Genomic DNA, 24,281 nt, shown 5'->3' on the forward strand with positions numbered 1-24,281 from the left:
CCTCAGGCTTTGGGAAGAGAAATGCGGAAAACGGTGCGACCGGGGCGGGAATCGAGGGCGATCCATGCGCCGTGGTCGGTAATGATCTTCGAGACCAGCGCGAGGCCCAGCCCGGTGCCGTTCTCGCGCCCGGACACAAAGGGCTCGAAAACCTGATCGGCGATGGACTCGGGAATGCCCGGCCCGTCATCCTCGATCTCGATCTGCAGGGGCAGGCTGCGGCCATGCGGCTCGGCCTCGGTGGGAGCCATGCGCAGGGTGCCGTCGTAAAAGCTGCGCATCCGGATCGTGCCGGTCTCGCGCCCGTCGCGCTTGATCGCCTCGGCGGCGTTCTTGACGAGGTTCAGGCAGACCTGCACCAATTGGTCGTTGTCGGCCAAGGCCGGGGGCAGCGAGGGGTCGTAATCCGGAACGATCTTCAGCCCCTTGCCGAAACCCACCGCCGCCGAGCGGCGCACGCGTTCCAGCACGTCATGAATATTGACCTCGGACAGTTTCGGAGCCGAGGTGTCGCCGAAGCGCTCGACCTGATCCAGCAATTCGACGATGCGGCGCGATTCGGCGACGATCAGGTCGGTCAGGTCACGATCCTCGGGGGCGAGGTTCATGCCGATCAGCTGCGCCGCGCCGCGAATCCCGGCCAGCGGGTTCTTGATCTCATGCGCCAGCATCTCGGCCATGCCGATGGCCGAGCGCGCCGCAGAGCGCACTGCACGCCCCTGCCCCAGCCGCCCCGAGCTTTCGCCCGTCGCGATCAGGATGACGACGCCGCCCTCGGGGCTGGGCACCGGGCCTGCGTGAACCGTCGCGATGCGGTCGGCATGTCCACCCAGACCGTCGCCGATCTCGAAGCGCACGCCCGAGCGGTTCAGCGCATCATGCCCCTCGCGCACGCGTTCGAGGATTTCGCTGATCGGAGGCACGATGCGCAGCCGCTTCAGCATCTCGGGCTCTTCGATGGCATGACCCATGGCCGAGCGGCGCGAGATGTTCAGGAAGGATTCCGCCAGGTCGTTCATTCCGGCGATCCGACCCTGCCGGTCAAAGATCACCGCAGGCATGGGCAGCGCCGACCAGTTCGGGCCGACCTCGGCGGGAATGAAATTTCCCTGCGGCTCTTCTGCCCGTGCCTTGCCTGCCATTCTGGCCCTGGCGCGAAATTTCATCCAGCACTCTCCGTCTCGGGGGAAGGCGCATCCGAGAAACCCGCGCGGATCGCGGCCAGCGCCGCCTCGGGGCTGGGGGCGCGCAGAAGTTCGGCGCGATTGGGCGCGCCATTCGCCTCGGCATACCAGCCCAGATGCTTGCGCGCGACACGCAGGCCCAGCTCGGCACCGTAAAGCGAAAGAATGTCCTGATAATGCGTGCTGACGGCATCGGCCAGCGCCGCGCCTTGCGGGATCACCGGGGCGGGCGTGCCCCAAAGCTCATGCGCGATCTGCGACAGTTTCCACGGCGCGCCCTGCGCCCCGCGTCCGACCATCACCGCATCCGCGCCCGACTGCGCCAATGCCGCGCGGGCCGAGGCCGCATCGACCACATCGCCATTGGCGACCAATGGCGGGCGGCCGGGCACATTGGCGACATTGCGGATGCGCGTCCAATCGGCCGTGCCGGTATAAAATTGCGCCCGGGTCCGGCCATGCACCGTTAGCATCCTGACCCCGGCCTCTGTCGCCCGCGCCGCAAGCTCGGGGGCGTTGATGCAATCCTCGTCCCAGCCCAGCCGCATCTTCAAGGTCACCGGCAGGTCGGGAACCGCACCCACGACGGCCTCGACGAGTTCCAAAGCGTGATCCAGATCGCGCATCAAGGCCGCGCCGGACAGCCCGCCCGTCACCTTCTTGGCCGGACAGCCCATATTGATGTCGATGATCCGCGCGCCCATGCCCGCGACGATGCGGGCGGTCTCGGCCATGGCCCCGGCCTCGCGCCCGGCGATCTGGACACTGACGGGAAGCGCGCCCTCGGTCATCGCTTTCGCGCGCACCGCCATCCGGGTCGAGGGGCGCGGCGTCACCATCTCGGTCGAGGCGACCATCTCGCTGACCATCAGCCCGGCCCCGCCGTGGCGCGCGACGGCGCGGCGAAATGGCAGATCGGTGATCCCGGCCATGGGGGCCAGAAAGACCGGCGGGCCAAGTGGCATATCGCCAAGGATGATCGGTTCGGGCAGGCTCATGGAGAACTCGTAAGACGGGGCAAGGGAATGGTGAAGAATGTGGCGGTTGCCTGATCGACAGGCTTTTGCTGCGACTTCACGTTTGCCTAATAAAAGGGCTACATGACCAGATAACGCGCAGAGCCGGATTCGTCAAATGTCGCATCCCTGCCGCTGCGCCGTCGCTTGGCGTCTGGAATGCATCGCGCCGCGCGGTTAACTAGGAAACAGAGCAAGAGGATAGCGCGCATGTTCCTGTCGGTCTTCGACATGTTCAAGGTCGGGGTCGGACCGTCCTCGTCGCATACGATGGGGCCGATGGTCGCCGGCGGGCGCTTTCTCGAGGCATTGCGCGCCCAGCCCTTTCGCGCCCACGGATTGCGCGCGAGCCTGCATGGCAGCCTGGCTTTCACCGGCAAGGGCCATGCCACGGATCGGGCGACGATCCTTGGCCTGGCGGGATTTCTTCCCGAGACGCTGGATGCGGCGCAGGCCGAGGCCGTGCTGGCCGAAAACCGCGACCGGTGCAGATTGTCACCCGAGGGCCTGGGCGATCTGGCCTTCGACCCCGCGCGCGACCTGATCTTCGATTTCGACCACGCCCTGCCCGGCCATGCCAATGGCATGGTGCTGATGGCCACGGATGCGCAGGGCGACGTGATCTATCGCGAGGTCTATTACTCGGTCGGGGGCGGTTTCGTGCTCACCGAGGCCGAAATGGCCGCACGCGGCGACGACACCCGCAGCGATGATGCGCCGCGCATCCCCTTTCCCTTTTCCAGCGCGGCGGAAATGCTGGATATGGCTGAAAAATCGGGCAAATCCATCGCCGCGATGAAGCGCGAGAATGAACGCGCGCATCGCCCTGATGCCCAGATTTCGGCCGGAATTTCGCGGATCTGGCAGGTGATGCGCGACTGCATGGATCGCGGCCTCGAGACGCCCGGCACATTGCCCGGCGGGCTCTCGATCCGTCGCCGCGCCCCTGCCATCCATCAGGCGCTTCTGGCCGAGCGCGGCATGAACCTGACCGCGCCCCATGTCATCAATGACTGGATGTCGGTCTATGCCATGGCGGTGAACGAGGAAAACGCCGCCGGGGGACAGGTCGTCACCGCGCCCACCAATGGCGCGGCGGGCGTGGTGCCCGCGGTGATCCGCTACTGGCTCGACCATGTGCCGGGCGCGTCCGAGCGCCAGCTTGACGAATTCCTGCTGACGGCGGCGGCGATCGGCGGGCTGATCAAGCATAATGCCTCGATCTCGGGGGCGGAATGCGGCTGTCAGGCCGAGGTGGGTTCCGCCAGCGCCATGGCGGCGGCGGGGCTTTGCGCGGTGATGGGCGGCACGCCCGCGCAGGTCGAGAATGCCGCCGAGATTGCGCTTGAGCATCATCTCGGCATGACCTGCGACCCGGTGCGCGGTCTGGTGCAGGTGCCCTGCATCGAACGAAACGGGCTCGGCGCGATCAAGGCGGTCTCGGCGGCGAGCCTCGCGCTGCGCGGCGACGGGCAGCATTTCGTGCCACTCGATGCCGCGATCGAGACGATGCGCCAGACCGGGCGCGACATGAGCGAGAAGTACAAAGAGACCTCGCTGGGCGGCCTTGCGGTGAACGTCCCGAATTGCTGAGGCAAAATACGCGCAGATCAGGCCGTATCCCGCCTGCGGGGCGGCTCGACGCTTGCCCAAGGCCGGGGGTTCCTGTAGCGATATTTCAAAGCAAAACTCCAAGGAACCGGGACAGAGCAGATGAAATTCCGTTCGGCTTTTGCCGTGCTGGCGATGACGGTGGTCGTGACCGCTTGCGGCGAGCTGCCTTTCCAAAGCAAGACCGCCCCCGACGAAACGACCGCGCCCGGCCCCTCCGGCCCTCCGGCGGTCTCGCCGGTCGACTCTCCCATCGAGACAGGTGCCGAGGGCACGCCGCGCGCCACGGCCGAAGCCAGCACGATGAACACCGCGATGTTCCGCGCCGCCGGTGCAGGCTGGACCGTCACCGCGGCCAATAACCGCGCCGTCTATGAGCGCTCCGGCGCGCGTTCGACCGCCGTCACCGTGCGCCGCATGACCTATAACCGCGGCGTCGAGTTCATCGGCACGATGAATGGCCAGGTCTTTGCCCTGAACATCCAGGCAGGGGCTTGCCAGGCGGGCGATGCCAGCACCCCCTTTAGCGCCAAGCTGCGGGTCGGCTCGCAGCGCCTTTCGGGCTGCGCGAGCGCCACGGACACGATGCCCAAGGCGCAGGTGACGGCCTCTGCCGCCGCGCCCAAGCCGAAATCGACCGCGAAGCCCAAGCCCGCGGCGAAACCCGCCGAGACGGTCGCGCCCGCGTCGGCTGCATCCAGCCCGGCCACCGAGACCAGCCCGACGCCGGCAAGCACCACTGACGTGTCCCCGGCACCCGAACACAGCAGCCCGGTGACCGGCACCACGCTGGCGCCTGCCGCGACCGAACCGGCAAGCACCGCGCCTGCAAGCACCACGCCGGCGACCGCAGCGCCCGCTTCCGCACCGGCCGATCCCGCTCCAGCTCCGGCTGCCGCGGAAAATCCCGGCGTGCCCGCCCCGCAACTGGTCCTGCCGCCGACGCCGCCAGCAACGAGCCTGTAAGTCAGCCTTGGGCCCGCGCGGAGATTGCGCGGGCCTTGCCGACCTGCGGGTCAAGCCCCGCGGTATGTCATGTCAGAAGGACCCGCCGATGCGCGCCCATTCGCCCCTTACCCGCCGCCTGCTGGCCTCGACGCTGCCGGTCGCGCTTCTTCTAGGTCCGGGCGCAGGCCCGGCCCTTGCCGATCCGCTGATTGGCGCCAATCTCAACACCCGCGGCCTGCCCGGCGCGATCGACACCCCCACCGCCGAGATGATGCCCGATGCGACGCTGGGCGCGACGCTGAGCTATTCCGATCTGGCGCGGCGCAACACGCTGGTCTTTCAGGCCCTGCCGCGCCTTTCCGTGTCGCTGAGCTACGGCCGCTTCGACAGCCTCGAGGAAAGCCGCGGCTATGTCTGGGACCGCAGCTTCGACCTGCGCTACCAGTTCCTCGACGAGGACCCGACCGGCTGGCGTCCCGCCGTCGCGATCGGGCTTCAGGATTTCATGGGCACCGGCTTTTACAGCGCCGAGTATCTGGTCGCGACCAAGACCATCACCCCGCGCCTGCGCGTCAGCGCCGGTCTGGGCTGGGGCCGTCTGGCGCAGGACGGCGGCATCGGCAGCCCGTTCGGCGACCGTCCCGGCCCCGATGAGGAAGAGGGCGGCAAGCCCAATATCGACCAATGGTTCAAGGGCGAGATGGCGCCTTTCGTCAACGCCACCTGGCAAGCCACCGACAAGCTAGTGCTGACCGCGGAATATTCGGGGGACAAATACGCCTGCGAGACCGGTCAGGCCGAGGATTGCGCCCGCGCCGTCTGGGTCAGCGACAGCGACGAGTTGAAGAACCGGATCAATCTGGGCGTCAATTACGCCTTTGGCGACAATTACCAGATCGGCGGCTACCTGCTGGGCGGGCAGCAATTGGGGGTGCAGTTCTCGGTTGCGATGAATGCCCGCCAGGCCCCCTATCCCTCGGGTATCGAGCCGGCGCCGGCTCCGGTGCGGCCGCGCGCTTCGCCTTCGGCAGATCCCGAGGGCTGGTCCGGCGCATGGTCCGCGGATCCGACCGCCCAGCCCGCCATCCAGAAGGCGTTGAGCGATGCGCTCGACAAGGAAGGTCAGGTCCTCGAATCCATGGCCCTCAGCGGCAACCGGGCCGAGGTCCGCATCCGCAACCACCGTTACATGCAACATGCCGAGGCCGTCGGCCGCACCGCCCGGCTGATGACCCGGGCCTTGCCCCCCTCGGTCGAGACGCTGGTCATCACCACCTCGGCAGACGGGCTTCCGACCAGTTCGGTCACCCTGCGCCGCTCGGACGTCGAGCGGCTGGAAAACACCGAGGCCAGCCAGATCGCCAATGCCGCCCGCATTACCGATGCCGAGCCGCGCCCGGGCGATCTGACCTATAGCGAGGGGCTGTTCCCGCGCTTCCGCTGGGCGCTCAAGCCCTATCTCTCGACGTCGCTCTTTGATCCGGACGAGCCGTTCCGCTACGAGGTCGGTGCCGCTGCCAGCGCGGAATACGAATTCGTGCCGGGCCTCGTGCTGGAGGGCACGGTGCGCCAGCGCTTCTTCGGAAGCACCGAGCAGGAAGCGCCGGGCGGGCTGAGCCCCGAGGAATATGACGCGCGCGACCACGATTACGACGAAAACGGCGTGCCGCGGGTGCGGTCGGATGGGCGGATGTATTCCGCCAACAAGAGCCCGACCATTCCTCGGATGACGCTGAGCTGGTATGCCAAGCCCTCCGATACGGTCTATACCCGCTTCACCGGCGGGTTGCTGGAACGCGCCTATGCCGGCGTCTCGACCGAGATCCTTTGGTATCCGACCAATTCGCCGCTGGCGGTCGGGGCCGAGCTGAACCGGGTCCGCAAGCGCGATTTCCGCGATGTCTTTGGCTTCCGCGATTACGAGGTCACGACGGGCCATGTCTCGGCCTATTACCGCTTCGACAACGGGATCATGACGCAGCTTGATGTCGGCCAGTATCTGGCGGGCGATGTCGGCGCGACACTGACGATCGAGCGTGAATTCGCCAATGGCTGGCGCATCGGTGCCTGGGCCAGCAAGACCGATCTCAGCGCCGAGGAATATGGCGAGGGCTCGTTCGACAAGGGCGTGAGCATCTCGATCCCGCTGGGCTGGGGCACGGGCTCGCCCTCGCTGCGGCGCGTTGGCGGCGACATCCGCTCGCTCTCACGCGATGGCGGCAGCAAGCTGCGCGTCGGCGGCAGGCTCTACGACAGGGTCCGCGACAGCCAGGCGGACAAGCTCTATCAAGGTTGGGGGAGGTTCTGGCGATGATCGGAACGAAACTACGGATCACGCTGGGCGCCACCGCGCTGGCCATGCTGGCCGCCTGCGGCAATGTCGACAGCGAGCAGGGCTCGATCCCCGGCCTGATCGCCCAGGCGGTCCGGCAGACCGCCGCGCAGGAAAAGCGCGACGAGGTCACGGCAACGGTCGATCCGGGCGAGATGGCCGCGACCGCGCTGCGCGTCAATCCGGGACCGCTGATCCTGGTCGGGCTGGAAAGCCGGAACACGACCCAGGTTCTTGCCATGGTCGGCGAGAATGCCGGGCAGCGCACCTATATGACCAAGAACGAGCAGGCCCTGATCCTGCGCGACGGGATGCTGGTGGGCACGCGCGGGCTGGGTCACGACCTGTCGGTTGCGGAACTGGCTGCCTCGTCCTCTCTCATCCGTTCGGGTCAGAGCGGTCAGACGAAACGGGTGATGCGCTACTGGACCGGCGACGGGCTGGAAAGCCCCCTGCGCCTGGATTGCACCGTCGGGGCGGGTCCCAAGCCGGGCGTGATCCTGGAAAGCTGCGAGAATGGCCCGCTCAAGATCCAGAACAATTACATCGTTCAGGGCGGTCGGGTGACCGTGTCGCGGCAATGGATCGGACCGAATCTGGGCTATGCCACGATCCAGGAATTGCGTCCCTGAGAGGCGTCACATGACAAGAAAGGCCCGCGGCGACGCGGGCCTTTTCATTTTCCCTGAACGGAACCGGTCTAGCGCCGGGCCGGAATGAAAAATGGGCTGACCCAAGAAGGGCCAGCCCATGAAGCAAACTTCCGAAAGGAAGATTACTCGGTGGTGTCGTCGTCATCATCATCATCGTCGTCGTCCGAAGCGACGGCAGCGATGACGCCCAGCAGCAGAAGCGCGGGGACAACGAGGCCAGCGTTGGTCGATGCGGGCTTCTCGTCAACGACGACCGGCTCGACGTCCACGACGGGGGCAACATAGCCACCGGCGAGGGCCGACGATGCCGTCAGGCCAAGGGCCAGGGCAAAGGTAGCAATTTTGGTCATGATCATGCTCCGTTCAGTACTTTGGAGGTTGCCGTTTCCAACAACATCTTGGCGACAGTCGCATAAAGCCAATGACTTGGGAAGCGGTCTTGATCGGCGCGCTTCGTTGGCCAAGGTTTACTGTTGCATAATAGCCAACAGATTTGCAAGCAGGCGGCATTGTGCCGATGGTCCGGCCGGTTCCTGCCGGCCGAAAGCCCTCGGAGTTTCTTTAGTATCGCCTATAAAATACTAAAGACAAAGCATAAATCGCAGCAGCGACAACGACGATCGAGGGTCCGGCCGGGCTGTCCAGCGCAAGGCTCGCGCCAAGGCCCGCGATCACCGCGATTGCACCGATCACACTGGCGGAACCGGCCATCCGTTCAGGCGTTCCAGAGAGTCCGCGCGCCGCTGCCGCCGGAATGATGAGCAGCGCCGAAATCAGCAAGGCGCCGACAATCCGAATCGCGATCGCCACGATCACGGCCAGAGCCAGCGACAGGATCAATCGCTCAAATGACGGGTTTATTCCCGAAGCCATCGCCAGTTCCTCATTCACCGAGGCCGTGACCATGCGCTGCCAGCGCCAGAGGATCAGCCCCAGCACCGCAAGCGATCCGGCCCAGATCCAGAGCAGATCCGCGCGGCCGATCGCAAGGATATCGCCAAAGAGATAAGTCTCGAGGTCGCTGCGCAGCGCAGGCACGAAGCTTGCCGCGACCAGCCCCAGCGCCAGGGCCGAATGCGCGATCACCCCCAGCACCGTGTCCGAACTCTGCCCCCGCCCGCTCAGCCAGGCGACGGTGAGGCCCATTGCCACCACCACGGCCAGCGTGCCGAGATAGAGCGGCATGGCGAAGGCAAAACTCATCGCCACCCCGAGGATCGCGGCATGGGCGGTGGAATCTCCGAAATAGGCCATCCGCCTCCAGACCACGAAGGCCCCCAGCGGCCCGGTCGCCAGCACCAGCCCCAGCCCGGCCAGAACGGCGCGTGTCATGAAATCGTCGAGCATGGTCAGGCCTGGAATTCTTGGGGGTGGTGTCCGCAATCCGGGGAATGCTGATGCCCCCCGGCGACGTGATCGTGGTCATGATCGTGATGGTGGCGGTAAAGCGCCAGCGTGCCCTGGGATTCGGCCCCGAACAGGGCGCGATATTCGGGCGCCGCGCTCACCGCCTGCGGCGTCCCCTGACAGCAGACATGGCCATTGAGACAGACCACCTTGTCCGAGGCCCGCATCACCACCAGCAGGTCATGGCTGACCATCAGGACCGCGGCGCCGGTCTCGGCCCGCACCTCTTCGATCAATTGGTAAAAGGCGATGATGCCGGGCTGGTCCAGCCCCTGGGTCGGCTCGTCCAGAACCAGCAGCTGCGGCGCGTTCAGCAGCGCCCTAGCCAGCAGTACGCGTTGGAACTGCCCCCCCGAAAGCGAGATGATCTGCCGCCGCTCAAGGCCGGGCACGCCGGTGCGCGCCAGAACATGCGCCGCCTGCGCATCCGAGACCCGGACCGGCAGCGACAGGAAGCGGCGGACCGTCATGGGCATGGCGCGCTCGATATGGACGCGCTGCGGCACATAGCCGATGCGCAGCCCGTCAAGGCGTTCGACCTTACCCGAGGACAAGGGCACCTGCCCCAGCAGCGCCCGGACCAGCGTCGATTTCCCCGAACCGTTGGGACCGACCACGGTGACGATCTCGGCGGGCTCGATCCGCATGCTGATCTGCGAGATGACCGGGCGATCCGCGCCGGGATGGCTCACCGAGACCATTTCGGCCCTGACAAGCGGCGTCATCCCGTCACCTTGTCCGGCGTCGCGCCGGCACAGCGGGCACATAGGCCCAGAACCTCGACCGTGCTGCGCTCGATGCTGAAGCCGTTCCCCGCGCCAAGCGCGGCCAGAGCGGCCCGAAGCTCGGGCGTTTCCGCCTCGGCGACCTGCTCGCAGCCGCGGCAGATCAGGAAGGCCGGCGCGTGGTCGCGGTCGGGCGACAGGCAGGCGGCATAGGCGTTCAGACGGCGCACACGATGAGCCAGCCCCTGCTCGACAAGGAAATCCAGCGCGCGATAGGCGACCGGAGGCTGTTTGCCAAAGCCCTCCGCCGCCAGTCGCTCGAGCACGTCATAGGCCCCCAGCGCGCGATGCGATTCCAGCAGGATCTCAAGAACCCGACGCCGCACCGGCGTGAGCCTGACCCCCTCGCTGCGGGCCTGATCCTCGGCCCGGCGCAGCACGGTTTCGGCGCAATGCGCGTGGTCATGGGCATGAAACGGATCCCCAGGAAGCGCAGAAATCTTCTCGATCATTGTTATACTATCACATTTCCCTTGACGCGTTACGATATAACATAAATAAACGCCGCGTTTCCGCAAGAGAGAGCGACCGATGAATCACCAAAACGCCCTGCGTTCCTGTCTGCTTGCCCTCGGGGCGACACTGCTTGCCTCGGCTCCGGCGCGGGCGGATGTGCCGATGGTCGTCACCGATGTTCCGGCAGTCGCAGCACTGGTCCAGCAAGTCATGGGGGATCTCGGGCAGCCCGAGGTCCTGCTGGAGGCGGGCGGCGATCCTCACCACTACCAGTTGCGCCCAAGTCAGGCACGCAGCCTGCAATCAGCCGATCTGCTGGTCTGGATCGGCCCCGAGCTCAGCCCTTGGCTCAGCCGTACGGCCGCGGCTCTGCCCGAGGGCGTCTCGCTGCCCGTCCTTGCTTTGCCGCGAACCCATATCCGGTCCTACGGCGATCACCATGACCTTGGTCAGGAACACGAGCACGAGCACGAGCACGAGCACGAGCACGAGCACGAGCACGAGCACGATGAGGCGGATGGTCACGGGCATGTCCATAGCGGGATCGACCCGCATGCCTGGCTGGATCCGGAGAATGGCAAACTCTGGCTGACCGCCATTGCCGAGGCTCTTGCGGGCCGTGACGCCGTCAATGCGACGCGCTATCGCGCCAATGCCGAAACAGGGATTGCCGCGATCGAGGCGCTGGACACGCGGCTCGCGACGGCGCTTGAACCGGCAAAGGGAAAGCAATTCGTGGTCTTTCACGACGCCTATGGCTATTTCACCGAACATTACGGGCTCAAGCCCGGGATCGCGGTCAGCCTTGGCGATGCCTCGAGCCCCTCGGCGGCGCGGCTGCGCGACATCCAGCGATCAATCTCGGGCGAAAACGTCCTTTGCGCTTTCCCCGAGATCAATCACGACCCCAAGCTGCTGCGGGTCGCCATCGAGAATACCGGCGCGACTCTGGCCCAGCCCCTTGACCCCGAGGGCACAAGCTTGCCTGCGGATAAGCGGAGCTACAGCCACATCCTTGAGACGATGGGGATGGCGATGGCGGACTGTCTGGCCAAGGAATAAGGCGATAGGGCGGAAAAACACACAGGCGACGATATCCTGACTCTTTTGCTTTGACATACCAAAGTGTTTTTGTCAGGTTGCGTTTATCGCGACCGCTCAACGAGGATCTGGACATGACTGCGACCCGCCCCGCCGAATTCACCCTTCCCGGTGTGACCGCACTGCATCGCCTGCCCCAACATGACGCCGAAGCTCTGACCAATGGGGGCAATCAAGCCCTGATCGTTCTGGGAGATCAGGTCTATAACCTGCGCATCACCCGCGCGGGCAAATTGATCCTGACGAAATAATCCCGCCGCCGGGCGGTCCCGGCGCGATATGCGAAAAGGGCGCGGTCTGACCGCGCCCTTTCTTTGTTCTCAGGATGTCAGATCAGCCGCGCCGCGGGCCCTTGCTGGGGCCACGATCCGAGGGGCGGGCGCCGGGTTTCTGGCCGGGCTTTCCGCCGGGCTTGCCGCCGAAGCTCTTGCCGCCAAAGCCCGAGGGCTTGCCGCCCGGCTTCCCAAAGGACTTGCGCTCACCATCCTCGCGGCGAGCGAAGGGCTTGCGGTCGCCATCCTCGCGCTTGGCCCAAGGCTTGCGATCACCGTCTTCACGGCGCGCATAGGGCTTGCGATCACCATCTTCGCGCTTGGCGTAAGGTTTGCGGTCGCCATCTTCGCGACGCGCATAGGGTTTGCGCTCGCCATCCTCGCGCTTGGCGTAAGGTTTGCGATCACCATCTTCACGGCGCGCATAGGGCTTGCGCTCGCCATCCTCGCGCTTGGCGTAAGGTTTGCGCTCGCCATCTTCACGGCGCGCATAGGGCTTACGATCACCGTCCTCGCGCTTGGCGTAAGGTTTGCGGTCGCCATCTTCACGGCGCGCATATGGCTTACGATCGCCATCTTCGCGCATGGCGTAGGGTTTGCGATCACCGTCTTCGCGGCGGCCGTAAGGCTTGCGATCGCCATCTTCACGACGCGCAAAAGGCTTGCGCTCGCCATCCTCACGGCGCTGGAAGGGCTTGCGATCACCCTCTTCACGGGCACCGCGTTCGCGGAAGCTGCGGGGTTTCGCCTCGGTCTCCTCGCCAGTCAGCAAGCCGCCCAACTGATCGCGCAGCACCTTGCGCTTGATCTCGCGGACTTCGTTTTCTTCCATGCCGGTCAGTTTGAAGGGACCATAGCCAACGCGGATCAACCGGTTCACGATCAGGCCGACATGCGACATCGCGCGGCGGATCTCGCGGTTCTTGCCCTCGCGGATGCCGACGGTCAGCCAGGCATTCGCGCCCTGCTGGCTGTCGAGCTTGATTTCCATCGGCGCGAAATCCTCGCCGTCGATGGTGACGCCCCGGCGCAGCGGCGCGAAGGTCAGATCGCTCGGCGTGCCATTGACCCGCACGCGGTAGCGCCGCAGCCAGCCGGTCGTCGGCAGTTCCAGACGGCGCTTCAGCTCGCCGTCATTGGTCAAAAGCAGCAGCCCCTCGGAGTTCAGGTCAAGTCGACCGACAGTCATCACGCGCGGCAGGTCACGCGGCAGGGCGTCGAAGACGGTCTGGCGGCCCTTTTCGTCGGATTCCGTCGTCACCAGCCCGACGGGCTTGTAATACATCCACAGACGGGTTTCCTGCGGCTCGTCCAGCTTCTTGCCATCAACGGCAATGCGGTCCGAGGGCAGAACATCCAGCGCCGGGCTGTCGATCTTCTTGCCGTTAACGGTGACGCGACCCTCAAGGATCATGCGCTCGGCTTCGCGGCGGCTGGCCACGCCCACACGCGCCATCACCTTGGCGATGCGGTCGCCCTCGGTTTTGGGGGTTTCTGGCGTCTCGGTTTTCGGGGTTTCGGGCGTATCGGTCATGGCGATCTCCTGCGCATCTCTGCGGTAGCAAAAGCGGGCGTCTACGCCATAACGCACAATATGGAAAGCGGTTCTTGCGCGCGCCAGATTGTCGCGTCTTGCACGCGCGGGAATGTCGCGCCAGAAACCGTCATGGAGTTTTCGTCTTTCATGCCCCATGCGCTATGCGAAGCGCGCGAGGCCGCCCTGCGCGGTGAGGTTCCCGTGGGCGCGGTTCTGACCGATGCGACGGGCCACGTCCTGTCTCGCGCCGGAAACCGCACGCGCGAGCTTTCCGACCCCACGGCCCATGCCGAGATCCTCGCCATCCGCGAGGCCTGCGGCCTGCTGGGATCGGAACGCCTGCCGGGCGCGCGCCTATGGGTCACGCTGGAGCCCTGCCCGATGTGTGCGGCCGCAATCTCGGCGGCACGCATCGCCATAATCTATTACGGCGCGGACGATCCGCGCATGGGCGGGGTGCGCCACGGCGCGCGGGTCTATGACCATCCGCAATGCCATCACCGCCCCGAGGTGTTCGACGGGATTTCCGCCGAGGAATCGCGCGCCCTGCTGCAAGGCTTCTTCCGCGAGCGGCGCTGACTGCGACCTTCGTCCCCAGATGACAAAGGACACTTGCGCTGCAATGCAGCATGCATAGCATGTCCTTCCATCGGGAAACCGGGGGAGAAAGCATGTTTAGCAAGATTCTTGTCGCCAACCGAGGCGAGATCGCCATCCGCGTGATGCGGGCCGCGAACGAGCTGGGCAAGAAAACCGTCGCCGTCTATGCCGAAGAGGACAAGCTGGGCCTGCACCGGTTCAAGGCGGATGAGGCCTACCGCATCGGCGAGGGTCTCGGCCCGGTCGCGGCCTACCTGTCGATCCCCGAGATCATCCGGGTCGCCAAGCTCTCGGGCGCGGATGCCATCCATCCGGGCTATGGGCTGCTCTCCGAGAACCCCGATTTCGTCGATGCCTGCACGGCTGCCGGGATCACCTTCATCGGCCCCTCGGCCGAGACGATGCGGGCACTTGGCGACAAGGCCAGCGCCCGGCGCGTCGCGATCGGCGCGGGCGTGCCGGTGATCCCCGCGACCGAGGTGCTGGGTGACGACATGGAGGCGATCAAGCGCGAGGCCGCCCAGATCGGCTATCCGTTGATGCTCAAGGCCTCCTGGGGCGGCGGCGGGCGCGGCATGCGCCCGATCATGGGCCCTGAGGAACTGCCCGAGAAGGTCCGCGAGGGCCGGCGCGAGGCCGAGGCCGCCTTCGGCAATGGCGAGGGTTATCTCGAGAAGATGATCCTGCGCGCCCGCCATGTCGAGGTGCAGTTGCTGGGCGACAGCCATGGCGGTCTTTACCATCTTTATGAACGCGACTGCACCGTCCAGCGCCGCAACCAGAAGGTCGTCGAGCGCGCCCCCGCCCCCTACCTGACCGAGGAACAGCGCGCCGAGGTCTGCGAACTCGCGCTGAAGATCGGCCGCGCCGTCGGCTACCAGAATGCCGGCACGGTCGAGTTCCTGATGGATATGGACAGCCAGCGCTTCTACTTCATCGAGGTGAACCCGCGCGTCCAGGTCGAGCATACCGTGACCGAAGAGGTCACCGGCATCGACATCGTACAATCCCAGATCCAGATCGCCGAGGGCGCGACCCTGGCCGAGGCGACCGGCGTTCCCAGCCAGTCCGAGGTGCGCCTCAACGGCCATGCCCTGCAATGCCGGGTCACGACCGAGGACCCGCTGAACAACTTCATTCCCGATTACGGCCGCATCACCGCCTATCGCAGCGCCACCGGCAATGGCATCCGTCTGGATGGCGGCACGGCCTATTCCGGCGGCGTCATCACCCGCTTCTACGATTCGCTGCTGGTCAAGGTCACCGCCCATGCCCAGACCCCGGAAAAGGCCATCGCGCGGATGGACCGGGCCCTGCGCGAGTTCCGTGTGCGCGGCGTCGCGACGAATATCGAATTCGTCATCAACCTCCTGAAGCACCCGACCTTCCTCGACGACACCTACACGACCAAGTTCATCGACACGACCGAGGACCTGTTCCAGTTCTCGAAGCGCCGCGACCGGGCGACCAAGATCCTGACCTATATCGCCGACATCTCGGTCAACGGTCACCCCGAGACGGCGGGCCGCCCCCTGCCCCCGGCGGATGCGCGCACCCCCGTCCCACCGAAGCCCCGCACCGAGCCGGTCCCCGGCACGCGGCAGCTTCTGGACGAGAAAGGCCCGCAGGCCGTCGCCGACTGGATGCTGGCGCAGAAGCCGCTGCTGATCACCGACACCTCGATGCGGGACGGGCACCAGAGCTTGCTCGCGACGCGGATGCGCTCGATCGACATGATCCGGGTCGCGCCGAGCTATGCCGCGAACCTGCCGGGCCTTTTCTCGGTCGAGTGCTGGGGCGGCGCAACCTTCGACGTGGCCTACCGCTTCCTGCAGGAATGCCCGTGGCAGCGGCTGCGCGACATTCGCGCAAGGATGCCGAACCTGATGACCCAGATGCTGCTGCGGGCCTCGAACGGCGTCGGCTACACCAACTATCCCGACAATGTCGTGCAGGCCTTCGTGAAACAGGCGGCGACCACCGGCATCGACGTCTTCCGCGTCTTCGACAGCCTGAACTGGGTCGAAAACATGCGCGTCGCCATGGATGAGGTGAACGAGGCTGGCAAGGTCTGCGAGGGCACGATCTGCTATACCGGCGACATCCTCGACCCCGCCCGCGCCAAGTACGACCTGAAATACTATGTCGCGATGGGCCGCGCGCTGAAGGAGGCGGGCGCGCATGTGCTGGGCCTCAAGGACATGGCGGGGCTGTTGAAGCCTGCCTCGGCCTCTCTGCTGGTCAAGGCGCTCAAGGACGAGGTCGGGCTGCCGATCCATTTCCACACCCATGACACCGGCGGCATCGGCGGCGCGACCATCCTTGCCGCGGCGGCGGCGGGGGTGGATGCAGTCGATTGCGCGATGGACGCCCTGTCGGGGAACACCTCGCAGCCGACCTTGGGTTCCATCGTCGAGGCCCTGCGCCATACCGAGCGCGACACCGGCCTCGACATCAGCGCGATCCGCGAGATCTCGAACTATTGGGAGGCCGTGCGCGCCCATTACGCGGCCTTCGAGTCCGGCCTGCAGGCCCCGGCCTCCGAGGTCTACCTGCACGAGATGCCGGGCGGGCAGTTCACCAACCTCAAGGCGCAGGCGCGCAGCCTCGGCCTCGAGGAGCGCTGGCACGAGGTCGCCCAGACCTATGCCGAGGTGAACCGCATGTTCGGCGACATCGTCAAGGTCACGCCCTCGTCGAAGGTGGTGGGCGACATGGCGCTGATGATGGTGGCGCAGGGGCTGAGCCGGGCGCAGGTCGAGGACCCCGATGTGGAAGTGGCCTTCCCCGATTCGGTGGTGGACATGATGCGCGGCAATCTCGGCCAGCCTCCGGGCGGCTGGCCCGAGGCGCTGCAGAGGAAGATTCTCAAGGGCGAGGCCGCGCTGACCACCCGTCCCGGCGCCTCGATGGAGCCCGTCGACCTCGAAGCCACCCGCGCGAAGCTCGCGGGCGACCTGGGCGTCGCGGTCGATGACGAGGACCTGAACGGCTACCTGATGTATCCCAAGGTCTTCACCGACTACATGTCGCGGCACGAGACCTATGGCCCGGTCCGCACCCTGCCGACCCGCACCTTCTTCTACGGCATGGAGCCCGGCGACGAGATCGAGGCCGAGATCGATCCCGGCAAGACGCTGGAGATCCGCCTGCTCACCTTGGGCGAGACGGATGAGAAGGGCGATGTGAAGGTCTTCTTCGAGCTGAACGGGCAGCCGCGCGTGATCCGCGTGCCGAACCGCCTAGTGAAGTCGCAGACCGCCTCCCGGCCCAAGGCCGACCCCGCAAATGATGGCCATGTCGGCGCGCCGATGCCCGGCGTCGTCGCCTCGGTCGCGGTCAGCATGGGGCAAAAGGTCCATCCCGGCGACCTACTGCTGACCATCGAGGCGATGAAGATGGAGACCGGCCTGCATGCCGACCGTGAGGGCGTGGTCAAGGCCCTGCATGTCAGCCCCGGCCAGGGCATCGATGCCAAGGACCTGCTGGTCGAAATCGGCTAGCCCTTCGGTCCCGGCATCCGATGGATCGGATCGGCGATGCATCTGCCAGGCTCTGAAACCCAGATCCTGCAGATGCGCTCGCAAGGCCTGCGGTAATCGGGCGCTTTGAGCCGACCCGCGATGGATCGGCGGCGATGACGTCGCCGGTGCATGCTCGACGTGATCGTGGCTGTCGTAAGGGCCGCGCGTCACGTCCAACGAGACGCCCCCCGTTCCGCCTCATCCGCCCTGAGCCTGCGGTACACGCGCGCGTGCCGTTTGTCGGGAAACAAGCCATCGGCCTGTCTTCTGGTCCTCCGAGCGCCGCAGATGCTGTGCCTGTGTCAGCCTGCGCTCGATCCTCGGATCGCGGTGCCGACCCCGCGCTCAGCGTCGCGCGCGGCGCATGCACGCATTCCATTGCAGCACGCCAAGCCTATGGTCGTGACGCTTCTACGAGATGGGCCTTGACGGTTTCCTTGAAATGAAGCGCCACCCGCGCAACCGCGACGAAACGGGGCATCCCGGACAACTGGATGCCCGGATTTTGAATAAAATATCAGTGATATAGCGTCTTGATCGCCAAAGCGCGTTCAGGGTTTCTTTGCACTTGAGGGTTAGGTTCATCACTGCGCTTCAACGCGCCGGGACAAGCCCGATGGTCAGAAGGCCGCGATTTCAACGGGGTAAATGCCCCAGTTTCACGGAGTGAAAATCATGTCCAGCATTCTGACCAACAATTCCGCCCTTGTCGCGCTTCAAACGCTCAAGGGTATCAACTCGAACCTGGCAAAGACCCAGGCAGAGATTTCGACCGGCAAAACCATTGGCTCGGCCAAGGACAATGCCGCGATCTGGGCCATCTCGAAGACGATGGAATCGGATCAGCAATCCTTCAAGACGATCCAGGCCAACCTGAACGTCGCTGGGGAAACCGTGGCGACCGCCCGCACCGGGGCCGAGCAGGTCCAGGGCCTGCTCGAGGAAGTGAAGCAGCTGGTAATCGGCGCCGGCCGCTCTGACGCCGATATTGATACGCTCAATACCCAGATCACGGCCAAGATGGAGCAGATCGATTCGATCGTGAACGGCACCCAGGCCAATGGTGTCAACCTCCTCAACAACACCACCCCCACCTATAACGTGATAGGATCGCTTGATCGCAGCGGCAGCGCGACCCTTGATGCCGACTCCGTCAGGACCATCTCGGTGACCGGTACCGACCTGTCAGGTATCAGCGGGATTGATGCGGGAACGGGTGCCCTCGCCACCAACATGGTGTTGACGGGAGGCGCGACACCGAACTTTGACGATGTCCTCGCCACAGTGGAAAGCAAGCTCTCGACGGTGATCGACGCCGCCGCGACTTTGGGTGCTTCGGGTCAGCGGATCAGCGATCAGGCGACCTTCGTCTCGAAACTGAGCGACTCGCTGGAAATGGCGGTCAGCTCGCTTGTCGATGCCGATATGGAGGAAGCCTCGGCCCGTCTGACCGCGCTGCAGACGCAGCAGCAGCTCGGCATCCAGGCCCTGTCGATCGCCAACCAGGCGCCCTCGGCGATCATGTCGCTCTTCCGCGGCTGATACGGGTGACGCACGGGGCCGCCCTGCCGCGGCCCCGTGATTTCTGACACCGGCCTCTTGCAACGGGAAAGTTCCTTGAACGCTGTCATGCAATTTCCAGAAAACGCCTACCGAAACCCGGCGATCCGCGGCGCAAGGGACATGGAATACGACGTCTTTGCCGAAGTGACGCGTGCCTTGCTGCAAGCCCCGGCAGAATGCCACGACCGCAGGACCATTACGGCGGTCTCGCGGAACAATGAATTATGGACGGTGCTGTCGGCGGATCTGCAGCATCCGGAAAACGGTCTGGATGCCGGGTTGCGGGCGAACCTGATCTCTCTCGCGCAATTCTCGCTTCGGCACGGCCAGAACGTGCTCGCGGGCCAGGCGACCACCGAGGTGCTGATCGACATCAACAAGGCGGTGATGAAGGGCTTGCGGTCCGGGGGTGCGGCATGACCGGGCTGATTTTGAAACTCTCGCCGAACGAGCGCGTCCTGATCAATGGTGCGGTCATCGAGAATTGCGACCGCCGCACGCGGATCACGATCAGATCGCCCAATGCCGCGGTCCTGCGGCTGCGCGATGCGATTCACCCCGATCAGGCCAATACCCCGGTCAGCAGGGTGTGCTATATCTGCCAATTGGTCCTGACCGGCGACGCCGAAGAGGCCGAGGGCAAAAAGCAGGCCCTGTTCGGGATTGAACAATTGTCCCGCGCCTTTCGCGACACGGAAAGCCGCGCGATCCTCGACCAGTCGACCGCCGCCCTCGTCGCGGGAAACCATTATCTCGCCATGAAGCTGATGCGACGCCTGATCCCACGCGAGGCGCGCCTTCTGGCCCAGGTTCCGACATGACCTATACCGTGCAGTTGCCGGCGGGTGGCTATACGGGGTGGAAATTCCTTGAACGCACGGCGCAGACGCAACGTGCGATTTTCGAGAATGACAGCACGATCCGCCGGTCGCGCGACTATTTCCTGCAGAACATGCCCGAGGTAAAGGAGGCCGAGGACCTGATCTCGAATTACCGGCTCCTGAACGTGGCGCTTCAGGCCTATGGGCTGGAAACCGACATCGGCAACAAGCGGTTCATCACCAAGGTCCTCGAAGCCGACCCTGAGGACAAGACCAGCCTCGTCAATCGCCTGTCCGACAAGCGCTACCTTCATCTCTGCGAGGCCTTCGCCAAATTCAGATCGGATGAGGCAGACCAGAGCGCGCTGGCGCTGAAGGACATGGCGGTGCTGTTCAACACCCGCTCGTTCGAACGCAATATCGGCAGCCAATATCAGGAAATCGAACTGGCCCTGAATGCACAGCGCGAACTGCCCGAACTGGCCAGACGGGAGGTCAGCGAAAACACGAAATGGTACCAGCTTCTTTCATCCAAGCCCTTGCGAAAGGTTTTTGAGGGCGCATTTGGATTGAGCAGCAATTTCGGCCAATTGCCGATCGACCGCCAAGTCAGCGAAATGCGCAGCAAGCTCGAAAAACTCACCGGCAGTTCGGATCTCGCGCAATTCGAGGACGGCAAGCAGTTCGACAAGCTGCTGAACCGCTATCTTCTTCGATCGCAGATCGACGTCGCGCGCGTCTCGAGCCCATTTTCCGTCGCGCTTCAGATCCTGCGTGGATGACCCGCCCCGCAGGCAGAGGAAAAACCAAGGCTAACCGAAAACCAGCCCCGGAACGCTTGGACCGCAGCGGAGAAGGCTCCGCTGCGGTCAGCGCAAGACAGCAACGCTCAGGCGACGTGCCTTCCCGCCGAGACCGCATCGGGATGATCGCCGAACAAGCTGATCCCCAGCCGCTCGCGAATGGCCTTCGGAACCTGCCGCCGGGCCGAAACGCGCAAGGGTTTCATTTCGGCAATGACAGGCTCGCCACCGTACAGGTCCAGATATTGGCGGTAATTGTCGAAGGCCCGACGGCCCAGATAGTCGATATAGGTTTCGGCCGGCGCACCATTGGCCAGGATAACCTCATGGTTTTCGGTCTCGACATGGTAATAGGTGACCTGCTCGGGCAGGCTTTCGGCCGGCTCAAAGGCGATGGTGTCACCATTGACCAGTGCCCCTGCATTGATCGCCAGTCCGTCGATCATCAGCGCGTGGGCCGCGGTCAGGACCAGATCCGTATGCGGCACCCCGCCGCCAAGCGCACCCGCCCGGATCCGAACCGGCACCAAGCGTTCCGCAGGCGTAAAGATCCGGTGCAGGGTCTGGCGGCCAACCCATTTGACAGGCACGGCACGCCCATCGGCCGTCAGAACCGGATCACCGATCTGGAGCACCTCGATTGCCGTTTCGCCGAAAGGGGTGGAGATCAACGTGCCGGCGGCAAAGCAGATCGGAATCTGCGTCTCGGTATCCACATCATCATTGGTGAAGTTGTCCGGGAAGACGGTATCCTCGACCGGCTCGGGCGAGTAGATGACATAGGAATTATCGGCAGGATTGCGAAAGACGAGAAGCGTGTCTCCGTTCTCGTTCGGGATCGACCCGACCATCTGGAATTCGTTGCCATTTCCATCGGGATAGGTGGTTCCGGGGGTCAAGGTCTCTGTGTCAGGGCGCCCATCGGTGAGGGTTCCGGGGACATCCTCTGACGATCCCGTCACGATCTCCCAGTTGCCGCTGCCCGGAGGCGACTCGATATAGCGGGTGATGGAATCCACGTCATAGTCGGCCATGCTGCATTCCTCATCGGTTTGAAAACCAAGATCAGACGATACTCTGCGAACTCAGCTGGAAAGCGCCTGCCAATTCCCGACGCCATTCCGGAAGCCGATTGCAGTCATATCATGCGTATGGCTTCTGTCATGGGCAGCAATTCGGGGTCGGTCTGACCGCCTTCTCTGCGATCAGATTATCCACAGAGAAATCCGTTTACCAATTATTTCGTCAATTCTTGCTGCAAAAACGCAATTTCCGCGCGGCAACCGGCATATACCATGCAAAGCCAATATGTTGTGCGCCGACTGACCAGCCGCCGGCGAAGTCAGAGTGTATTCATGCATAATGGGATGGCGTGGCAGATTCGGGGGATGATCGGCGGCCTCAGCACCAAAACGGTTTTCCCTGACGCTGCACTGTCTATTCTGATGATCCAGAGCTTGCACCGCAGTTTCGACGATGAGCAGAGAGGCACCCGACATCACCAGTCTGAGGCAGGACCAGAACCGCATCAACAAGGCGCTGAGATCGGGCGATCTCGAGATCGCCCTTGCGCTATGCGAGGCCGCGCTGAAGGCCGATCCGCACAATGACCGGCTGTTGCAAAAAAAGGGCCGGATCCTGAAGCGCGCGGCGCGCAGGGCGCAGGCATCGCTGGCGCGGGCGCTGCCGGTGCAGGCCCCGTCCAAGAGCCGGATCAAGGCGGCCTCGGGTGCCTTTGCTGCGGGCGAACTGGCGCGGGCGGATGAGATCTACCAGAGCATTCCCATAGACGACGCGGCCTATGGGGCGGCGCAGGTCGGGCTTGCCGAGATCGCCGAAATCCGCGGTGATCTGGTCGCGGCCACCCGGATCCTGGCTGCACTGATCCCCGATGCAGACGCCTGCGATATGCCACCGGCCGAGCCGGCGGTTCTGATCAAATATTGGGGCCTGCTCTTGCGGACCGGAGAGGTCGAGCGGGTGCAGGGCATGATGGCTTGCGCCGATCCGTCGATGGGCAAATGGCCCTTGCTGAAATTCCTCCAGATCGCCGAGAAGGCGGGTGCGACCGAGGCCGCTCTGCGGGCGCTTCGCCTGCTTCTGGCCAGCGAACGGATCAGCCGGAATGCGGCCATGCATCTTGTCATGATGGCCCAGACGATAGGTGACGGCGATCTGGCGGCGCGATTGCGGATCTGGCTTGGCGATCAGCTCTCGCAAAAGGACCGAACCGTCTTTCTTCTCGACAGTCTCAAGGCGGTTTTCGGCCCGGAAGCCGCCCTTGCGGAAGCAAGGCACATGCGGGTCGCAGGTCACGAGCCGCAAGACGCGGCCGCAATCGCCGGGCTTCTTCTGGAAACGGGGCGGCGCGCTGTTGCGGGTCGCTATCTCCGCTTGTGCCGCAGGAAATGGCCCGAATCCCGCACCTTCTTGCGTCTGCTGATCGGCTATCACCTGTGCTGCGGCCAGCCTCGGGCCGCGCTCGATCTCGTGGAAGGCACCGCGGGGCGCGAGGTTTCCCCGCTCGAGAACCTGCGGCTGCGGTTTCGCATCCTCTGCGAGAGCGGGGATCTGGAAAACGCCCGGAACCTGCTTGCGCAGGCCGGAGACCGGGCGCCGCTGATCACCTCATTCCAGCGCAGGATGAACATGGACCTTGCGCTGGGACAGACGGATTCCGCCGAGGCGCTGAGTGCCGAAATCGCGGCCAAAGCAAGGCGCGGCCGGCTCGACCTGGCGCATTTCGCGCTGACGCATATGGGCGCGATGCTGAATGACACTCTGCTCTTCGAGCAGGCCGGGGGGCACGGCGCGGCGCGCGATCTGCCGCAGGAAGCACTGGAGGAATATTCGCCTCATTTCTTTGCCCCGGCAAAGCAATTGCTGGACCGATGGCTTGCCCTGCCGAAGACGGCCACAGCGCCCGTCTTGGACAGCGACATTCCCCGGCTGATCCATCAATATTGGGACAAGCGGCCGATCATGCCCCAGATAGAGCATGTGATGGGCAGTTGGCGGGGGCGTGCGGGCTATGATTATCGCGCGCATAGCCGAAGCTCGGCCGAAAAATACCTGGCCGCAGCTTTCGACGAGACCCATCTCCGCGCCTTTCGGATGGCGAATAATATTGCCGAGGAATGCGATTTCTTCAGGTTATGCCTGCTTTTCGCCGAAGGGGGCATCTATGCCGATGCAGACGACATGCTGGTCGGGGACCCCGACCGCCTGCGCGAATTGGGGGCAGGCGCGATTCTTTTCCGCGAGCCCTATGGCGCGATCGCGAATAACCTCATGATCTCGTCGCCGGGGCATGAATTGTTCGGCATCGCTGTCGAAATGGCGCGCGCCGCGTTGCTCGGGCGGGAAAGCGACAGCACTTGGCTCAAGACCGGTCCCGGCCTGATCAGCCGGGCAGCCGCATGTTATCTTGCGACATGCCGCAGACGCGGCCAAGTTCCCAATCTGACGATCCATCCCTTGCATCTTGGCCAGCGGCAGGTCCAATCGCATATGCGGCTGCCCTACAAGACCGCGCCGGGCTATTGGAACGCCGCAAAGGGAAAGCTGCCCGACGCGCTGAAGCACGCGCTGAAAGAGGCGCTCGCGGGTCAGGCGATGCCGTGAAGCCAGCCGCCGGGGCATCCCGGGGGGCCGGGAGAGCGGACCGG

Annotated in this window: 21 protein-coding genes; 13 read left to right on the top strand and 8 right to left on the bottom strand. The window is 64.7% G+C overall.

What is annotated here, in order from left to right:
• Positions 1 to 2: 2 nt before the first annotated feature.
• Entirely contained in the window at positions 3 to 1,166 is a 1,164-nt protein-coding gene (locus tag ESZ60_RS06845) for a two-component system sensor histidine kinase NtrB (RefSeq protein WP_425331309.1), read from the bottom strand.
• Positions 1,163 to 2,182: a tRNA dihydrouridine synthase DusB gene (gene dusB, locus ESZ60_RS06850; RefSeq protein WP_134679682.1), complete on the bottom strand. Its 1,020-nt coding sequence runs from the start codon at positions 2,180 to 2,182 to the stop codon at positions 1,163 to 1,165. The genes ESZ60_RS06845 and dusB overlap by 4 nt, the downstream gene beginning before the upstream one ends.
• A 228-nt stretch (positions 2,183 to 2,410) precedes the next feature.
• Here dusB and ESZ60_RS06855 point away from each other — a divergent pair, with 228 nt between their 5' ends.
• The 4 genes from ESZ60_RS06855 to ESZ60_RS06870 all read left to right on the top strand — a co-directional run bounded on the left by ESZ60_RS06855 (position 2,411) and on the right by ESZ60_RS06870 (position 7,723).
• On the top strand, positions 2,411 to 3,793 hold the full coding sequence (locus tag ESZ60_RS06855) for an L-serine ammonia-lyase (protein WP_134679683.1): 1,383 nt from the start codon (positions 2,411 to 2,413) through the stop codon (positions 3,791 to 3,793).
• A 120-nt stretch (positions 3,794 to 3,913) separates the two neighbouring features.
• Entirely contained in the window at positions 3,914 to 4,777 is an 864-nt protein-coding gene (locus ESZ60_RS06860; protein WP_134679684.1) for a hypothetical protein, read from the top strand.
• 88 nt (positions 4,778 to 4,865) lie between these two features.
• Positions 4,866 to 7,073 (top strand): YjbH domain-containing protein, encoded by a 2,208-nt coding sequence (locus ESZ60_RS06865; protein WP_134679685.1) that lies wholly within the window; start codon positions 4,866 to 4,868, stop codon positions 7,071 to 7,073.
• Positions 7,070 to 7,723 (top strand): YjbF family lipoprotein, encoded by a 654-nt coding sequence (locus ESZ60_RS06870; protein ID WP_134679686.1) that lies wholly within the window; start codon positions 7,070 to 7,072, stop codon positions 7,721 to 7,723. The genes ESZ60_RS06865 and ESZ60_RS06870 overlap by 4 nt, the downstream gene beginning before the upstream one ends.
• Positions 7,724 to 7,866: 143 nt before the next feature.
• Here the strand turns inward: ESZ60_RS06870 and ESZ60_RS06875 are convergent, their stop codons facing one another.
• From ESZ60_RS06875 to ESZ60_RS06890, 4 genes are all read right to left on the bottom strand, one after another.
• Positions 7,867 to 8,094 carry a hypothetical protein gene (locus tag ESZ60_RS06875; protein WP_342365229.1) on the bottom strand — a complete coding sequence of 76 codons (228 nt, stop codon included), beginning with the start codon at positions 8,092 to 8,094 and terminating at the stop codon, positions 7,867 to 7,869.
• 211 nt (positions 8,095 to 8,305) lie between these two features.
• Positions 8,306 to 9,091, bottom strand: coding sequence for a metal ABC transporter permease (locus tag ESZ60_RS06880; RefSeq protein WP_134679688.1), 786 nt, complete (start codon positions 9,089 to 9,091; stop codon positions 8,306 to 8,308).
• A 2-nt stretch (positions 9,092 to 9,093) separates the two neighbouring features.
• Positions 9,094 to 9,876 carry an ATP-binding cassette domain-containing protein gene (locus tag ESZ60_RS06885; RefSeq protein ID WP_134679689.1) on the bottom strand — a complete coding sequence of 261 codons (783 nt, stop codon included), beginning with the start codon at positions 9,874 to 9,876 and terminating at the stop codon, positions 9,094 to 9,096.
• A complete protein-coding gene (locus ESZ60_RS06890; protein ID WP_134679690.1) occupies positions 9,873 to 10,388 on the bottom strand; it encodes a Fur family transcriptional regulator in 516 nt (171 codons plus the stop codon). Before ESZ60_RS06890 ends, ESZ60_RS06885 begins: the two co-directional genes overlap by 4 nt.
• A gap of 79 nt (positions 10,389 to 10,467) precedes the next feature.
• Here ESZ60_RS06890 and ESZ60_RS06895 point away from each other — a divergent pair, with 79 nt between their 5' ends.
• Complete coding sequence (locus tag ESZ60_RS06895) at positions 10,468 to 11,454, top strand: zinc ABC transporter substrate-binding protein (protein ID WP_134679691.1); 987 nt, start codon at positions 10,468 to 10,470, stop codon at positions 11,452 to 11,454.
• A gap of 113 nt (positions 11,455 to 11,567) precedes the next feature.
• Positions 11,568 to 11,744 (top strand): hemin uptake protein HemP, encoded by a 177-nt coding sequence (hemP, locus tag ESZ60_RS06900; protein ID WP_134679692.1) that lies wholly within the window; start codon positions 11,568 to 11,570, stop codon positions 11,742 to 11,744.
• An 82-nt stretch (positions 11,745 to 11,826) separates the two neighbouring features.
• Here hemP and ESZ60_RS06905 read toward each other — a convergent pair whose 3' ends face one another.
• The gene (locus tag ESZ60_RS06905; RefSeq protein WP_134679693.1) at positions 11,827 to 13,299 is read right to left on the bottom strand and encodes a pseudouridine synthase; all 1,473 of its coding nucleotides are present in this window, start codon (positions 13,297 to 13,299) and stop codon (positions 11,827 to 11,829) included.
• Between the two features lie 132 nt (positions 13,300 to 13,431).
• Here ESZ60_RS06905 and ESZ60_RS06910 point away from each other — a divergent pair, with 132 nt between their 5' ends.
• From ESZ60_RS06910 to ESZ60_RS06935, 6 genes are all read left to right on the top strand, one after another.
• Positions 13,432 to 13,881: a nucleoside deaminase gene (locus tag ESZ60_RS06910; RefSeq protein ID WP_134679694.1), complete on the top strand. Its 450-nt coding sequence runs from the start codon at positions 13,432 to 13,434 to the stop codon at positions 13,879 to 13,881.
• Between the two features lie 92 nt (positions 13,882 to 13,973).
• A complete protein-coding gene (locus ESZ60_RS06915) occupies positions 13,974 to 17,405 on the top strand; it encodes a pyruvate carboxylase (protein WP_134679695.1) in 3,432 nt (1,143 codons plus the stop codon).
• Positions 17,406 to 18,101: 696 nt separating this feature from the next.
• Positions 18,102 to 18,968, top strand: coding sequence for a flagellin N-terminal helical domain-containing protein (locus ESZ60_RS06920; RefSeq protein WP_134679696.1), 867 nt, complete (start codon positions 18,102 to 18,104; stop codon positions 18,966 to 18,968).
• 87 nt (positions 18,969 to 19,055) lie between these two features.
• Positions 19,056 to 19,409, top strand: a complete 354-nt coding sequence (flaF, locus tag ESZ60_RS06925) for a flagellar biosynthesis regulator FlaF (RefSeq protein WP_134679697.1) — start codon at positions 19,056 to 19,058, stop codon at positions 19,407 to 19,409.
• The gene (gene flbT, locus ESZ60_RS06930) at positions 19,406 to 19,810 is read left to right on the top strand and encodes a flagellar biosynthesis repressor FlbT (RefSeq protein ID WP_134679698.1); all 405 of its coding nucleotides are present in this window, start codon (positions 19,406 to 19,408) and stop codon (positions 19,808 to 19,810) included. The genes flaF and flbT overlap by 4 nt, the downstream gene beginning before the upstream one ends.
• Positions 19,807 to 20,592: a DUF1217 domain-containing protein gene (locus ESZ60_RS06935; protein ID WP_134679699.1), complete on the top strand. Its 786-nt coding sequence runs from the start codon at positions 19,807 to 19,809 to the stop codon at positions 20,590 to 20,592. The genes flbT and ESZ60_RS06935 overlap by 4 nt, the downstream gene beginning before the upstream one ends.
• Before the next feature lie 107 nt (positions 20,593 to 20,699).
• Here the strand turns inward: ESZ60_RS06935 and ESZ60_RS06940 are convergent, their stop codons facing one another.
• A complete protein-coding gene (locus ESZ60_RS06940; RefSeq protein WP_134679700.1) occupies positions 20,700 to 21,647 on the bottom strand; it encodes a Hint domain-containing protein in 948 nt (315 codons plus the stop codon).
• A gap of 442 nt (positions 21,648 to 22,089) precedes the next feature.
• On the opposite strand from ESZ60_RS06940, the gene ESZ60_RS06945 reads away from it, so the two are divergent.
• Positions 22,090 to 24,237 (top strand): glycosyltransferase family 32 protein, encoded by a 2,148-nt coding sequence (locus ESZ60_RS06945; protein ID WP_134679701.1) that lies wholly within the window; start codon positions 22,090 to 22,092, stop codon positions 24,235 to 24,237.
• The last annotated feature ends 44 nt before the right edge of the window (positions 24,238 to 24,281 follow it).

The sequence above is a fragment of the Paracoccus ravus genome (genome assembly GCF_004522175.1).
GTDB classification, from domain to species: Bacteria; Pseudomonadota; Alphaproteobacteria; order Rhodobacterales; family Rhodobacteraceae; genus Paracoccus; species Paracoccus ravus.